The organism is Flavobacterium panici (assembly GCF_024499525.1).
In the GTDB taxonomy this organism is placed as follows: Bacteria; Bacteroidota; Bacteroidia; order Flavobacteriales; family Flavobacteriaceae; genus Flavobacterium; species Flavobacterium panici.
In genome coordinates this window covers 4860383-4875429 of the sequence record NZ_CP100437.1, presented here as the reverse complement: position 1 = coordinate 4875429, position 15047 = coordinate 4860383, and the positions used below count along the sequence as shown (strand labels likewise).

Sequence of the window (15047 nt, the reverse complement as noted above, 5' to 3'; positions counted from 1 at the left end):
ACTTATGCTATAAATTCTTTTATAATTCGCTCGTTATCTTGTCCTAATTTTGGAGAACCTTTATCAGATGTAAAATATTCGCCATCAATTTTTATAGGACATCTTGTAGTTTTATACGAATAACCGTCAAGCATTTCAACTTGCTGCGTAAATTCTAAAACTTTAAAACCATCTTCTTTGAAAAGCTGTTCGTAGTTTAAAACTCCCGCACACCAAATATCTGCAGGTTCTAAAATATCCAACCAAAACTGGGTTTCCTGTGTCAATAGGTGAGAAGCCAGAATATTTTTTATTTCGTCTCTAAGCGTAAATTTATTCTCTGGAAATTGTAACAATTCATCACATTTTAGCAATGAAGCCAAAACGGGAATCGATCCCATTGCCAAAGCCAGATAACCGTTTTTAGTTTGGTAAATTCCGTATGGCGCGCCTAAATAAGCGTGCGCATTATTAGTTTTAGTTCTCACCGGCAATTCTCCGCCATCATTAAAGAAAGTGGTGATCGTTTCAAACTGAAAATCAAAAGCCGATTCCAACATACTTACCTGAACCGTTCCGCCTATATTTTGGGTTGCTTTTCGATACAAAGCCGCTAAAATTCCCTGTGCTAAATGTGCGCCGGCCAGCATGTCTACAATCGATAATCCCATTGGTACAGGACCATCTTCCTGATTACCACTTAACCAGGTTAAAGCCGTTAAAGATTGCAATAACAAATCCTGTCCGGGTAAATCTTTAAGTTCAGGATGATTTCCAAAACCTGAAATCGAACCATAAATCACCGTTGGATTTATCGCTTTTACGTCATCATAACTTAAACCAATGCGCTCCATAACGCCTGGTCTGAAATTATGCATGACCACATCGGCTTTAGCTAATATTTTTTTTAATTTTTGAAGTTCCTCCGGCTGTTTAAAATCAATAGCAAACGATTCTTTATTTCTGTTTATGGTATGAAAAACAGACGATTCGCCGTTCATGATTAAGTCAGAAGTATATAAGGTTCTGCAAATATCGCCAGTTCCCGGTTTTTCAATTTTTATAACGCGTGCGCCCAAATCTGCCAAGCGAAGACTCGCCGACGGACCCGAAAGAAACTGACTAAAATCTACAATTAAATAATCTTCTAAGGGTTTCATTCTACTCGTTTAAAAATTGTTCGTGTATTGCTAAATTATCTTCGCCCACTTTTGGGGCTGCTTTTGTACTGCTTAAAATTTTACCGTCAAGTTGAATCGGACTTCGGGTTGTAACCAAAATTTTGCCGTCTGAATTTTTTACAGTTTGTTTTAAGTGCAATTCTTTTACAAAAGGCTGTTGGTCTAAAGTTTCATAATTCAAAACTTTTCCGGCCCAAATACCTTGTTTTTGAAGTAATTCTAACCAATAATCTGCTTTTTGTTCGGCTAATTTATCGGCTAAAAGAATTCTGATTTCGTCTCTTTTTTCAAACCAAAGATGTTTATCAGCATATTGATTTAAATCGACTCCAAGCGTATTTCCAATGAAAAGTAAATCGCCCATTGCCAGCGAAATATAATCGTCTTGTGTTTTGTAAACTCCGTAAGGCGCACTTAAAAAAGCGTGTGCACTTCCTTTAATATCACCTCGTTCCGGCTGTTGTCCGCCATCGTTTAAGAAAGAAGTAATCGCTTCAAACTGAACATCTAAAATAGATTCCAGTAAACTAACTTCAACCAAAACACCTTTTCCGGTTTTGGCTCTTTTTAATAATGCAGCTAAAATTCCCTGTACGAAATGATTGCCGCACATTAAATCGGCTACAGCCAGTCCAAACGGAACGGGTCCCTGACTTTTTCGGCCGCTAAGCCAGCTTAAACCGGAAAGTGATTGCAAAAGCAAATCTTGTCCCGGTTTTTTTGCCCAAGGCCCTTTATTGCCGTAACCTGTTATGGTTCCGTATATTATCTTCGGATTTATGGTAAGCGTTGTAGTAAAATCCAATCCGATTTTTTCCATTACACCCGGTCTGAAATTATGTGTCATAACATCAGCCTTTTCGATTAGTTTTTTGATTAAAACCAAATCGTCGGGATTTTTTAAATCGGCTGCAAAAGATTCTTTATTTCTATTAATGGTGTGAAATAAAAGACTGCTGTCGTCAACAAAAAGATCTTTAATGCTTAATTGTCGGCACGCTTCGCCTTTTATAGGACGTTCAATTTTAATAACTCTTGCGCCTAAATCGGCTAACTTTAATCCGGCAGAAGGACCCGCCAAAAACTGGCAGAACTCTAATACAATTAATCCTTCTAATGGTTTCATGAATTTTGCAGTTTTAAGGATTTAGCATAAAGTCCATTTAATGTATCTAAAACCAGTTCCTCGTCGCCGCCATTCATTAAATAATCACGAACTACATCGCCGGCATGATCCTGAAAATACATGTGTCCGGAATATCTTGGTCGTAGAAAAGCTCTTTCTAAAGCAGGTAAAGTATTTTTGAAATAATTGTTGGTTATTGAATTGATTCGGTCGTTTTTCCAGGCTTGTAAATGTCCCGGCTGCCCTCCGTTATCGGCAAAAATATTCTGCTGTACTTGAGACGATCCTGTAAATTCAGCATAACGAATTGCTTCGGGAATATGTTTGCTGAAGGAAGAAACCGCTAATCCTGTTCCGCCCAGAGAACTAATCATAGGTGCATTATTCAGCTTAACCAAATCATAAAAATGAAGCAGATTTTTGCTGTATCCAGCTCTTGAATAATTAGAATATCCGTAAGCAAAAGGGCAGTAAGCAATTTCATTTGAATTGACCATTGCTTCGTAAACCTGAATTGGATTTCGGTTAAAATTCTTCGGATCAATTAATTGTGCCAACTCACGAAACATCTGCAAAGCTTTTTTTCCTGTTTCTACAGAAATAACTTTCTCTTCAGACTGAAACGGAGCTTCGCTTAAACTGCAGCAAAACATATAAAAACTCATTAAAACATCAACCGGAATTCCGGCAAATGCAACCAATCCTTTTTTGGCTAAAGCCAATAAATCATCATATGTCTGAGGCACTTCAAGTCCCTTTTTTTCTAAAATATCCAAACGTGCAGCAGCAACCGGAGTCGCGGCATCAATTGGCAAAGCCCATAATTTATTACTGAAAACATAACTTCCGTATGATTTACCTACGGTATTTATTTCCTGATCTTTAATATAATCAGCAGGCAGATAATCTGAGAGTGGGAGGATAGCATTTGTATGTGCTCCAAAACCAGTCCATGGATGATCGATAACCAACAAATCAAATCGTTTTGCTAAATCTTCGATCGAAGCATCTGCAAATTCTTGTAAACTTCTTTTCTCCCAGGTAATTTCGATATCCGGATTTAACTCGGTAAAGCGTTGTGCCGTTGCAACCATCGGTAATAAACCTCTTGTATGGTTCCACGTTATGCCTTTTAATACTGCCATTTTTCTTGAATTATGTATTTGGAAAATAATAAATGTAAAAAATACAATTACAAAATTAGGAATTAGATTGAATTGAGCAAGAAAATGTAACTTTTTACATTGATTTTTTTATCAAAAGTTTTGAACAAGGCATATTTTTTTACAAAGCAAATAAAAATTGTTATAATTTATTAAAGAATGATCATTTTATTATATTAGTAGAAAAATAAAATGCAAAATTATATTTAATCGATTACATTTGTAATTGTGTATTTTACATTTATTAAATTAACCACATTTATTGGTTCCATTAATTGAGATTCTTAAATATTAAATTATATTAAAATGTTTTCATTACAAAGTAAAAAAGCAGTCATAACAGGAGGCGGAAGCGGAATAGGAAGAGCAATTGCGGTCTTGTTTGCCAAACAGGGAGCAGAAGTTCATATTATTGATTTATCTATTGAAAGTGCGCAGGATGCTGTTGACGAAATTAAAAATGCAGGAGGAAATGTGTTTTCGTATGCGTGTAATGTTTCCAGTCAGGCTGATGTTAAAGCGACTTTTGAGAAAATAGGAAGCATTAATATCTTAATTAATAATGCCGGAATTGCCAATGTTGGAAAAGCCGACACGACTTCTGAAGCTGATTTTGATCGTGTAATTGACGTAAACGTAAAAGGAGTTTACAACTGTTTGTTTGCTGCGATTCCACAATTTAGACTTTCAGGTGGTGGTGTAATTTTGAACATGGCGTCAATTGCGGCGTGGGTTGGAATCTCAGACAGATTTGCTTATTCAACTGCAAAAGGAGCTGTTATGGCAATGACTTTATCTGTAGCGAGAGATTATTTAAGTGAAAATATCAGATGTAATTCTATTTCTCCGGCAAGGGTTCACACACCTTTTGTAGACGGATTTATCTCTAAAAATTACGCCGGAAAAGAAGAAGAAATGTTTGAAAAATTGTCTAAATCACAACCAATAGGCCGTATGGGAAAACCAGACGAAATCGCAGCTTTGGCTTTATACTTATGCAGCGAAGAAGCCGGATTCATCACCGGATGCGATTACCCAATCGACGGAGGATTTATTAAATTAAACAATTAGATACTGAGATTCTAAGATGTTAAAACTCTAAGAAAAAGCTCAGTATCTTAGAATCTCAGCATCTTAGCAACTTTTAAAAAATAACCTAAAAATAAGAATACAATGAAATTAATACGTTTTGGAGAAATCGGAAAAGAAAAACCAGGAGTTTTAATTAATGAAAAAAGATATGATGTTTCTTCTATCGTTTCAGACTTTAACGAAAGCTTTTTTGAAGATAATGGTTTAGAAAAATTACAAAAAGCATTAGAAAGCAATCCTTCTTTACCAGAAGTTAATGCAAGTGTACGTTTGGGATCTCCGGTTGCGAGACCTTCAAAAATAATCTGTATAGGATTAAATTATGTAGATCACTGTAAAGAAACTGGTGCTCCAATTCCAACAGAGCCAATCATCTTTTTTAAATCAACGACTTCTTTATGCGGTCCGGATGATGATGTAATTATTCCGAAAAACAGCGTAAAAACCGACTGGGAAGTGGAGTTAGCATTTGTTGTAGGCAAAAAAGCAAGTTATGTTGAAGAAGCAGAAGCTTTAGACTACGTTGCTGGTTATGCATTATTGAATGATTACAGCGAAAGAGAATTTCAAATTGAGCGCGGCGGACAATGGGCAAAAGGAAAAGGATGCGATACATTTGCGCCTCTTGGACCATTTTTGGCTACGAAAGATGAAGTAAAAGATGTTGATAATTTATCGATGTGGCTGAGTGTAAACGGTAAAAAATACCAAGACAGCAACACGTTGAATTTGGTTTTCAAAATTCCGTATTTAGTACATTATTTAAGTCAGTTTATGACTTTGCTTCCGGGCGATATTATTAGTACAGGAACGCCTCCGGGAGTTGGTTTGGGTATTAAACCAGATCCAATTTACTTAAAAGCAGGCGATGTTGTAGAACTTGGAATTGAAGGTTTGGGTACAAGTAAGCAGACTGCAGTTGCATATAAAAAGTAATTATTAACTCGTTGAGTATAATTTTTTTAACACATAGAGACATAGATATTCGATACTCAAAAAAAGGCGTTTCACTTTCAATAACAAATCCCGAAGCTTCGGGACTATGTGTAAATGATGTATCATTTATTTTGTCTTCTTGTTTAAAAAGAAAAAATCTATGTTTCTATGTGTTAAATAAAATTTCACGAATTGTGTTCTACGAGTATTTTAAAAAAATCAAAGATGAAATTTATTGTATGCGAAAAGCCGCAGGAATTTAAATTAAAAGAAAAAGAAATTCCCGAACCAAAAGACGGTGAAGTTCTCTTAAAAATAAAAAGAATTGGAATCTGCGGCACTGATATCCACGCTTTTGGCGGAACGCAGCCGTATTTTGAATATCCCAGAATTTTAGGCCACGAACTGGCTGCAGAATATGTAAAAGGAAATGCAGCAGGTTTTAAACCGGGCGATAAAGTAACTTTTATTCCGTATTTCAACTGCGGAACTTGCGTTGCCTGCCGAAACGGATTAACAAACTGCTGTGTAAATATCAAAGTTTTTGGAGTACACATTGACGGCGGAATGGCTGAATATGTAACGATTCCAGAGCAGTATTTACTTCACGGTCAGGGATTAGATTATGATGAACTGGCTTTGGTTGAACCATTGGCAATTGCAGCGCACGGAGTACGAAGAGCGGCTGTTAAGTCAACTGATACGGTTTTGGTAATGGGAGCAGGACCAATTGGAATTGGATTGATTCAATTTGCTAAAATTGCGGGTGCAAAAGTTATCGTAATGGATATCAACGATTACCGATTAAATTTCTGTAAAACAGAATTAAATGCTGATGAAACCATCAATCCGCTAAATGATGATGTAGCGGCTAAATTAGCTGAATTAACAAACGGTGATATGGCGAATGTAGTGATCGATGCGACTGGAAATCAAAAAGTAATGAACAGCGCTTTCAATTATATTTCGCATGGCGGAAGATTTGTTTTAGTTGGGCTTCAAAAAGGTGAATTGAGTTTCAGTCATCCTGATTTCCATAAAAGAGAATCTACTTTAATGAGCAGCAGAAATGCGACTATTGAAGACTTCGAATATGTAATGAAATGTTTGAAAGAAGGCAAAATAGATCCTAAAAAATACATTACGCACAGAACTAGTTTCTCAGAAATGATTACTGATTTCGGACAATTAATTGATCCTAAAAATAATGTAATCAAAGCGTTAATTGAGATAGAATAAGATTATAGTTAAAAATTTTACGCCACAGTTTGTCATTCCGAGGAACGAGGAATCTCCACGAGAAACTCTACAAAGATTGGCGAATTTCTAGAAGGAGTTTCTTGCGAAGATCCTTCCTTCGTCAGGATGACAAAAATGAGAAAAAATAAACACATAGAAACATAGATTTTTTTGTTCGTAAAAGAGAGTAAAAAAGAAACTAGTTTCTTAACACATAGCTATGTGTGTTGATGCAAGTGAAACGCCTTTTATTAAGTATCAAAATCTATGTTTCTATGTGTTTAAAAAACCTAACTACTATTAAACTTTAATAACCACAAAAATGGATTTAAATTTAAAAAATAAGATTGTTGTCGTTTCCGGTTCGGCTGGAAAGGAAGGCAGTATTGGAGAAACAATTATTAATCGAATTGCAGATGAAGGTGCGATTCCGGTTTTGGTAGACAGAAATGCAAGGGGTTTCGCTTACGCGGAAGCTTTCCAAAAAAGAGGAATAGATTCTTTATTTGTGCAGACCGACGTTACTGATCCTGTAGAAATCGAAAATGCGGTTAAAACAATCGTAGCAAAATACGGAAAAATCGACGCTGTTATCAACAATGTTGGTGTAAATGACGGTGCAGGATTAGATGCTTCTTATGAGGAATTTATGGATTCTTTGAAATTAAATGTCGTGAGTTACTTTTTGCTGGTTAAATACGCGCTTCCGTACTTAAAAGAATCAAAAGGAAATATCTTAAATATTGGTTCAAAAGTAGCTTTAACAGGGCAAGGAGGAACTTCTGGTTACGCTGCTGCAAAAGGCGGAGTTTTAGGACTCACAAGAGAATGGGCAGTAGATTTAATTCAATTTGGAATCCGTTCGAATGCGATTATTATTGCAGAAAGTTATACTCCGGCGTACGAAGACTGGATTAAAACATTGGCAGATGGAGAAACCGTTTTAAAGAAAATCAATAAAAGTATTCCGTTTGAAGGCAGAATGACCAAAACAGAAGAAATTGCAGATACGGCGCTTTTCATTATTTCTGATCGTTCTTCGCATACTACAGGACAATTTGTTTTTGTTGATGGCGGTTACGTGCATTTAGATCGTGCTTTAATCAACGATATTAACTAATTCAGGATGAATAACCGAATTGATTCTCATCAGCATTTTTGGATATTTGATCCTGTTAGAGACAGCTGGATTGATGAAAGTATGTCGAAAATTCAAAGTGATTTCCTGCCGGAAGATTTACTGCCTTTGCTTAAAGAAAACAAATTTTCGGGTTGTGTAGCGGTTCAGTCAAGTCAGTCTGAGGACGAAACCAATTTCCTTGCAGATTTGGCTTCAAAAAATGATTTTATAAAAGGAATTGTAGGCTGGGTTGATCTTCGTGCAGATAATATATCAGAACGTTTACTTCATTTTTCTTCGAATAAAACAATTAAAGGATTCCGACACGTTGTACAAGGTGAAGCCGATGATTTTATGTTTAGAGAAGATTTTCGAAACGGAATTTCTGCTTTAAAAGAGTTTAATTTTAGGTACGATATTCTGATTTTTCATCGTCAGTTACCGGCTGCGATAAGTTTGGTAAGAGATTTTCCAGACCAAAAGTTTGTGATTGATCATATTGCGAAACCTGATATTAAATCAGGCAATATTGATTCCTGGAAAAAGGGAATCGAAGAAATCGCAAAATACGACAATGTATGGTGTAAAGTCTCCGGAATGGTCACAGAAGCCGATTGGAAAAACTGGAAACCAGAAGATTTAAAACCATATTTAGATGTGATTTTTGAGAATTTCTCAACAGATAAAATACTATACGGTTCAGATTGGCCGGTTCTAAACGTAGCTTCTGATTATAAAGAGGTTGTAAAAACTTTAGAAGATTATATTTTGAAGTTTTCTATCGAAGATCAAAATAAGATTTGGTTTGAAAATGCGTTTGCTTTTTATAATCTCTAAGAGATTTTTTGCCACAGATTAAAATGATTTTCACAGATTTTTTTCTTTGTCAAAGTTCAAAACTTTGACAAAGATTTTCACTCATAAACTTGTCGAATATAGCCCGTGGTTTCAACCACGGGGACGTAATATTGTCACGCTTCGTATTGTGTTCCCGTGTTTGAAACCACGGGCTATGTTTGAAGATAGGAATTAAATTAGGTTATAGTTTGTCATTTCGACCGAAGGGAGAAATCGCACTAGAAATTCCGCAATCTGTATCGCCAATCTTTGCCGATTATTGTAGTGAGATTGCTTCGTTTCTCGCAATGACAAAGCGTTGTGTTTTTACTGTTTCAAAACATCATTCCCAGAATCCCATTTCTTCTGCCAGGCCGCATATTTCTTCAAAACCTTTTCTGGTCTATCCGTATACCACGAATAACCGCTTCTGCGCTCTCGGCTTACTTCTGCCAAAGAATACAAAAACTGACTGTCTCTATCGCAGAATAAAGGTTTATGAGTTCCTAATTCATAATATCTCGTCCAGATTGGCGGAGCTGTTGAATCGGTTACGATGCGTACATCGTTGGTGATTTTTTTATATTTAGATTCCATTTCCGGAGCTTTAAAACTTTCAACTCTGGTATTGTATATTTTAGAATCCTGAAACCATTTTACAGCACTTTGCACCGAGTTAATTATCTTCTCATTCGGATTGTCGAATGCCATTAAAAATAGCACAACATCAACACTTTCGGCATTGCAGATACTTGGCGGTTCAAACTTTCGTGCCCACGCAGGTAAAAGTGTAATTTCATCATGCTGCTGACACCAGGCCGTTAGTTTTCCATCGTCTTTAATCTGCATTTTTAAAATACAGGTAATGCCTTTTTCGTACGATGCTGTTACTTTTTTTCTGATTTTAGGGTCGATAAAAGCAAAATCAGGATCATTGTTTACAATCTTTTTTAAAAGATTCATAATGCCCATATAAGCGCCGTCATTAAACGTAATATGTCGGCTGTAACCTTTTTCTAAAGGAAAATATTGAGGCCAGCCACCGTTACCATATTGTGCTTCCAAAATAAAATCAATTCCTTTTAACGCACCGTCTTTATATTTAGCGTCTTTGGTCAAAGTATAAACCTGAGCCAGATAATTGACATGTGTGTAAGTTGTTTCATTGTCAAAAGTTGTATGCAGAATTGGTTTTGTTTTAATAACCGTATCGATTTGCTTTGGAGTTAGAATTGCTTTCATATCGTAATTCTTTGGCCATCCGCCATTATTACGCTGAAAAAGCAAAATATTATCAGCAATTTTCGCATAATCCGTTTCAGCATATTGAGGCTGATTCGGAACCGGATTTACAATATTGGTCGCATCTTTAATGTGATACCAATGATTGGTTCCATCTGTAAAAGGTTTTGTACTGATTATTGATTTTTCCTCTTTGTTAGTTTGTGCATTTAAATGTAGAAACGAAAAAGCACACAGACTTAAAACAACTGCTTTTGAACTATTGATAAAATTCATTTTTGAAATTGGGATTAAAATTTTACAGCTCCTTTTGGAACATCATTTCCAAGTGTAGTTGTTTTAGAAAAATCTAAATTTTTAGAAGAAACCAATTCGATATTAGCGTTTCCTTCACCATTGATATTTACAGCTTTGGCAGATGTAGAATTGAACTCGATATTGTTCAAAGACATATTTTTTGCATTGTAAACTTCGAATACCGTGCTGCTTTCTATATCCAGTTTAGCATTGGTGATTTTAATTCCGTTGGCATCAATAATCGAAAATCCTTTTTCTGCCGTAACTGTTAAGTTTGAGATTTCGATATTTTCTAAATTCATTTCAGGAAGACCTTGTAAAAATACCGCTTGCTGCGCACCTTTAATCGTAATGTTTTTGATTGAAATGTTTTTAAACTGAGGAGTTTCTTCGTTTACCGGAATCGCTTTTGTACTCACAGTATTTCCGCCTTCGGCTAAAGTTTCGGCGATCGATTTTCCTCCATAATATAAATCAAAGGAAATTGCCTGAGATGGAATATCAGTCATAAAAATATCCGAGATATAAATGTTCTCCACAATTCCGCCGCGTCCGCGAGTACTTTTAAAACGCAGCCCAACATCAGTTCCCATAAAAGTACAGTTTGAAACATGCAGGTTTTTTACACCGCCAGACATTTCACTTCCAACCGTTACACCACCGTGTCCGTGATATACAATGTTGTTTCTTACGATAATATTTTCGCACGGAATACCTCTTTCGCGTCCGTCTTTATCTTTGCCAGATTTAATGCAAATCGCATCGTCTCCGACATCAAAGCTTGAATTTTCAATTACTACATTTTTACAGGATTCTACATCAAGTCCATCGCCATTTTGAGAAAACCACGGATTTCTAACGGTTATATTTCGAACAATTAAATCTTCAATTAATAAAGGGTGAATATTCCACGCAGGAGAATTTTGGAAGACTGGTCCGTCAAATAGGACTCTTTTGCTGTTTTGAATACTAACTAAAACTGGACGTAAAAAATCGTGAATAGCTTCAAAATCTTCCTTTGTTTTCAAATCATGACGAATATTCTGATCGGCACCTTTAGCACCTTTTAAGTATTGTTCAGAAGGGAACCAGCTGTCTTTTTTTTCATTTAAAACTCCGCCAGAAGCGACAAATTTCTTCCATTGCTCATCTGTCAGTTTGCTCTTTTTAACTTGGCGCCAAGCTTCACCAGAACCATCCCAAACACCATTTCCTGTAAAAGCCACATTCTCTAAGTTCTTGCCGTAAATAGGAGAGATGCATCGCCAAGTATTTATGCCTTCAAAACTGGTTTCTATGATGGGATATAAAGTTTTATCTGTAGAGAATTTAATTAAAGCGCCAGTTTGAGCGTGAAGTTCGATATTGCTTTTTAGAATGATCGGACCACTCAGCCAAATCCCAGAAGGTATAATTAATTTCCCGCCACCTTTTTTAGAAAGCGCATCTATAGCATCAGCGAAAGCTTTTGTGTTTAAAACATAACCACCATTTACTGCTCCAAAGTCTTTTAAATTCACACTGTAGTTTGGAATTACAGGCTCTTGGACTTCAGCCATTTTAAACTCAATATTTTTATAAGTATCAGCAGATTTCTGTGCAGAAACTGTATTGAAACTCAAAGCAAAAGAGGCGAGAGCAATACATAAAAGGGTTTTTCGGTTAGTTTTCATTCGTATTATATTATAGTTAGTATTTAAGGTTCTGAGGTTCTAAGTCGCTAAGATGCTAAGATTCAAGTGAGAAACATAGTATCTTAGTGATTTAGTGTCTTAGGAACTTTTTTTAGATTTACTGGTAATTCAATTTTTTATGTTGTAAAATTTTATTTAATGAATAAAATTATGCGTTTTTAATTTGAAATATTTAATGTAATCGATTACACAAATCTATTGAAAAAATATTATGAAATACTAGTTTTTGCAGGTTTATCACAGATTTTTTATGAATTTAACTTTTTTGGATTGGGAAATCAGAAAATAATTAAAAGCCGAATTTTCTAAGTGAATGTCTCGAAGTCAATATTACAGGAGGGTACAGGATGCTTGTAATTTTATATTCTTTTAAATTGTCCCTGTTATTTGGTAAAAGTGTTAAAAATACAATTATTTGTAAAAATTATAGCGCTTTAAATAAATGCCTCGTAATTTTATCTCAAGAAAAAAATCAATACTATAAATAATGCGTTTAATTCCTTTCAACAAATTACTGATTGTTTTTTTAATGGTATTCACACTTTCGGCAAGTGGTGCTGAAATTTGGGTTTCGCCATCAGGAAAAGATTCAAACCTCGGAACAAAATCAAACCCGCTGGCAACAGTTCACATGGCAATGCGAAAAGCCAGAGAACTTCGTCGCTTAAAAGATCCGTCGATAAAAGGTGGTATCAGAATCATAGTAATGAACGGAACATATTATTTAAACGAACCATTATTTGTGCGCCCTGAAGATTCTGGAACAGCAGAAAGTCCAACAACAATTGAAGCCGATGTAAATGCAAGACCCATTATAAGCGGTGGAATCGAAATTAAAAACTGGACAAAATCGACAACGGTTATCAACGGACTTAAAAAAGGTGCTGTTTGGGTGGCTGATGCTCCTAAAAAAGCTGGAAGTTTGATTGATTACAGACAATTGTGGGTAAATGGCAAAAAAGCTGTAAGAGCTAAAAATACCGCCGGAACTACAATGGAACGTATTTTATCCTGGAATCATGAAGAACAAACCTGCTGGATTCCGTTTAAAGACAAGTCGGTTAAGTTCGAACCGGGAATGGAAATGTTTATCGTACAATGGTGGTCGATTGCGAATCTTCGAATTAAAAATATTGAAGTACAAAAAGACAGTGCCAGACTTTCATTTGAAGAACCAGAAAGCCGTATTCAAAGCGAACATCCGTGGCCTGCACCTTGGATTTCTAAAAACAACGGAAATTCAGCTTATTTCTTAAACAATGCTCTTTCACTTTTAAACGAGCCTGGAGAATGGTATTTGGACAAGAAAAATGCTAAAATCTATTATGTTTCGAGAGCTGGAGAAGATATTAATTCGGCAGGTATAACCGCACCAGTTTTAGAAAATCTAGTTGAAGTAAAAGGAACGATCGATTCTCCTGTAAGTCATTTTAGATTTAAAGGAATTTCATTTCAGTACAGCAATTGGCTTCGTCCTTCACAGCAAGGTCACGTTCCATTGCAGTCGGGTTTATATTTGTTAGACGCTTATAAATTGAAACAGCCGGGAACACCTAATCAGGCGAGTTTAGAAAATCAGGCTTGGGTGGGAAGACCACGTTCGGCGGTTGAAGTAAATTATGCTCATAATATTCAGTTTGAATCTTGTCGTTTTGAGCATTTGGCTTCGACTGGTTTAGATTTAAATAAAGGAACAAATCACAATACTGTAAAAGGAAATTTATTTAAAGATATTGGTGGAAGTGCCATCAATGTTGGAATTTTCTCTGAAGAAGCTTTTGAAGCGCATTTGCCTTTAATTATAAAAGATGAAAGAGAAATGTGTTCGGATGAAGTGATTTCGGATAATTTAATCACCAACGTAACCAATGAAGATTGGGGAACTTTAGGAATTAGTGCAGGTTTTGTTCGAAATATAACCATTGAACACAACGAAATTTCAGATGTATCGTATTCCGGAATGGCGATGGGCTGGGGTTGGACGCACACACCAAACGTGATGCAGAACAATAAAATTATAGCGAATAAAATTCATCATTACGCCAAACATTTACATGATGTTGCGGGAATTTATACGCTTTCGGCTCAGCCAAACAGCCGAATCGAAGAAAATTATATCGACAAAGTTTATAATAGTCCGTATGCACACGATCCGTTTTTATGGCTGTATTTATATACCGATGAAGGAAGCGAAGGTTTTACGATAAAAAACAACTGGATTGCCGAAAAGAAAATCCTTAAAAACCATAATGGTCCAAAAGGAAATATTTGGGAGCATAACGATCCGTATGTTAGTGCTAAAATTAAAAACAATGCCGGAATCAGAGCGCCTTACAAAGATTTAGAAAAAGAAGTCGTAATCGATGAAAAATGGGGATTGCAGGAAATGCCAAAACCGTACGCGATCGAATTGATAGGTTCTGATTTTGATATCGAAAAAATCAAATCGACTTTAGTTGGTTTTAGAATTGTAGGTCAGGAATTGTACCAATGGAAAAATCATTTGGTGATTTACGGAAAAATGAATCAGCCGGAAAGAACAAAACGAAAATTGGCGGGCGCTTTTCCTTCTTTAGAAATAAAAATCTATGAAGATTTAGTTTACGATTTCCAAAATTTTGAAAGATGTAAAGATTCAAAACCAGCATCAGATTGGGAAAATATTGTTTTAACAGCAAATCTTCCTGCTGATGAAAAAGGGCAAAAAGAATACGTGGAGTATCATAAAACGCAATTTGAAAAATGGCCAGAAGTAGCCAAGGGTTTCTGTAATGCCGATTTTCAGCAATTGCAGGTTTTCAAAAAAGACAGACAATTGATCTTGGTAATCAGTATTCCGAAGGGTGAAAATTTGGATAAACTAAATCCAAAAACAACCCAAAATAATCCACGTGTAGACGAATGGAACGCCTTAATGAAAAAATACCAAAGCGGAATCGAAGGCGCGAAACCAGATGAAACCTGGATTTTCTTAAACAAAGTAGAAGCGAAATAGTACGTTACGTTAAACCCGACAGGTTTTTAAAACCTGTCGGGTTTGTAATGCAGAAAATATTTTGCCACAGATTAAAAAGATTAAAATGATTTTTCTAATCTGTGAAAATCCTTTTAATCTGTGGCAAGAAAAAAAATCTAAAATCT

The 15047-nt window shown here is 35.8% G+C and carries 11 protein-coding genes; 6 read left to right on the top strand and 5 right to left on the bottom strand.

The features are described 5' to 3' along the window. Nucleotides 1-2: 2 nt before the first annotated feature. Genes NLJ00_RS20460 through NLJ00_RS20450 form a run of 3 tightly spaced genes read right to left on the bottom strand, consistent with a single transcriptional unit; the run spans nt 3 to nt 3431 of the window. Nucleotides 3-1139: a CaiB/BaiF CoA transferase family protein gene (locus tag NLJ00_RS20460; protein WP_256635197.1), complete on the bottom strand. Its 1137-nt coding sequence runs from the start codon at nt 1137-1139 to the stop codon at nt 3-5. Nucleotide 1140: 1 nt separating this feature from the next. Continuing rightward, complete coding sequence (locus NLJ00_RS20455) at nt 1141-2286, bottom strand: CaiB/BaiF CoA transferase family protein (protein WP_256635196.1); 1146 nt, start codon at nt 2284-2286, stop codon at nt 1141-1143. Continuing rightward, the gene (locus NLJ00_RS20450; protein ID WP_256635195.1) at nt 2283-3431 is read right to left on the bottom strand and encodes an ABC transporter substrate-binding protein; all 1149 of its coding nucleotides are present in this window, start codon (nt 3429-3431) and stop codon (nt 2283-2285) included. Before NLJ00_RS20450 ends, NLJ00_RS20455 begins: the two co-directional genes overlap by 4 nt. Nucleotides 3432-3755: 324 nt before the next feature. On the opposite strand from NLJ00_RS20450, the gene NLJ00_RS20445 reads away from it, so the two are divergent. The 5 genes from NLJ00_RS20445 (at nt 3756) to NLJ00_RS20425 (ending at nt 8673) form a co-directional block, all read left to right on the top strand. Then, nucleotides 3756-4520 (top strand): SDR family NAD(P)-dependent oxidoreductase, encoded by a 765-nt coding sequence (locus tag NLJ00_RS20445; protein WP_256635194.1) that lies wholly within the window; start codon nt 3756-3758, stop codon nt 4518-4520. A 102-nt stretch (nt 4521-4622) separates the two neighbouring features. Beyond that, entirely contained in the window at nt 4623-5477 is an 855-nt protein-coding gene (locus NLJ00_RS20440) for a fumarylacetoacetate hydrolase family protein (protein ID WP_256635193.1), read from the top strand. 225 nt (nt 5478-5702) lie between these two features. Next, nucleotides 5703-6716: a zinc-binding alcohol dehydrogenase family protein gene (locus tag NLJ00_RS20435; RefSeq protein WP_180856628.1), complete on the top strand. Its 1014-nt coding sequence runs from the start codon at nt 5703-5705 to the stop codon at nt 6714-6716. Between the two features lie 322 nt (nt 6717-7038). After that, a complete protein-coding gene (locus NLJ00_RS20430; protein WP_180856627.1) occupies nt 7039-7836 on the top strand; it encodes an SDR family oxidoreductase in 798 nt (265 codons plus the stop codon). A gap of 6 nt (nt 7837-7842) precedes the next feature. Next, on the top strand, nt 7843-8673 hold the full coding sequence (locus tag NLJ00_RS20425; RefSeq protein ID WP_180856626.1) for an amidohydrolase family protein: 831 nt from the start codon (nt 7843-7845) through the stop codon (nt 8671-8673). Between the two features lie 327 nt (nt 8674-9000). Here NLJ00_RS20425 and pelA read toward each other — a convergent pair whose 3' ends face one another. Beyond that, nucleotides 9001-10191, bottom strand: coding sequence for a pectate lyase (pelA, locus tag NLJ00_RS20420; RefSeq protein WP_256635192.1), 1191 nt, complete (start codon nt 10189-10191; stop codon nt 9001-9003). Between the two features lie 14 nt (nt 10192-10205). Continuing rightward, nucleotides 10206-11885 carry a glycoside hydrolase family 28 protein gene (locus tag NLJ00_RS20415; protein ID WP_256635191.1) on the bottom strand — a complete coding sequence of 560 codons (1680 nt, stop codon included), beginning with the start codon at nt 11883-11885 and terminating at the stop codon, nt 10206-10208. A 508-nt stretch (nt 11886-12393) separates the two neighbouring features. On the opposite strand from NLJ00_RS20415, the gene NLJ00_RS20410 reads away from it, so the two are divergent. Continuing rightward, complete coding sequence (locus NLJ00_RS20410; RefSeq protein WP_256635190.1) at nt 12394-14901, top strand: L-rhamnose mutarotase; 2508 nt, start codon at nt 12394-12396, stop codon at nt 14899-14901. Nucleotides 14902-15047 lie beyond the last annotated feature (146 nt).

What these genes read in the sequence shown, in the direction of transcription:
- NLJ00_RS20430 (WP_180856627.1), top strand. Translation starts at nt 7,039, where the DNA reads ATGGATTTAAATTTAAAAAATAAGATTGTTGTCGTTTCCGGTTCGGCT.
- NLJ00_RS20455 (WP_256635196.1), bottom strand. Translation starts at nt 2,286, where the DNA reads ATGAAACCATTAGAAGGATTAATTGTATTAGAGTTCTGCCAGTTTTTG.
- NLJ00_RS20415 (WP_256635191.1), bottom strand. Translation starts at nt 11,885, where the DNA reads ATGAAAACTAACCGAAAAACCCTTTTATGTATTGCTCTCGCCTCTTTT.
- pelA (WP_256635192.1), bottom strand. Translation starts at nt 10,191, where the DNA reads ATGAATTTTATCAATAGTTCAAAAGCAGTTGTTTTAAGTCTGTGTGCT.
- NLJ00_RS20450 (WP_256635195.1), bottom strand. Translation starts at nt 3,431, where the DNA reads ATGGCAGTATTAAAAGGCATAACGTGGAACCATACAAGAGGTTTATTA.
- NLJ00_RS20410 (WP_256635190.1), top strand. Translation starts at nt 12,394, where the DNA reads ATGCGTTTAATTCCTTTCAACAAATTACTGATTGTTTTTTTAATGGTA.
- NLJ00_RS20445 (WP_256635194.1), top strand. Translation starts at nt 3,756, where the DNA reads ATGTTTTCATTACAAAGTAAAAAAGCAGTCATAACAGGAGGCGGAAGC.
- NLJ00_RS20425 (WP_180856626.1), top strand. Translation starts at nt 7,843, where the DNA reads ATGAATAACCGAATTGATTCTCATCAGCATTTTTGGATATTTGATCCT.
- NLJ00_RS20440 (WP_256635193.1), top strand. Translation starts at nt 4,623, where the DNA reads ATGAAATTAATACGTTTTGGAGAAATCGGAAAAGAAAAACCAGGAGTT.
- NLJ00_RS20435 (WP_180856628.1), top strand. Translation starts at nt 5,703, where the DNA reads ATGAAATTTATTGTATGCGAAAAGCCGCAGGAATTTAAATTAAAAGAA.
- NLJ00_RS20460 (WP_256635197.1), bottom strand. Translation starts at nt 1,139, where the DNA reads ATGAAACCCTTAGAAGATTATTTAATTGTAGATTTTAGTCAGTTTCTT.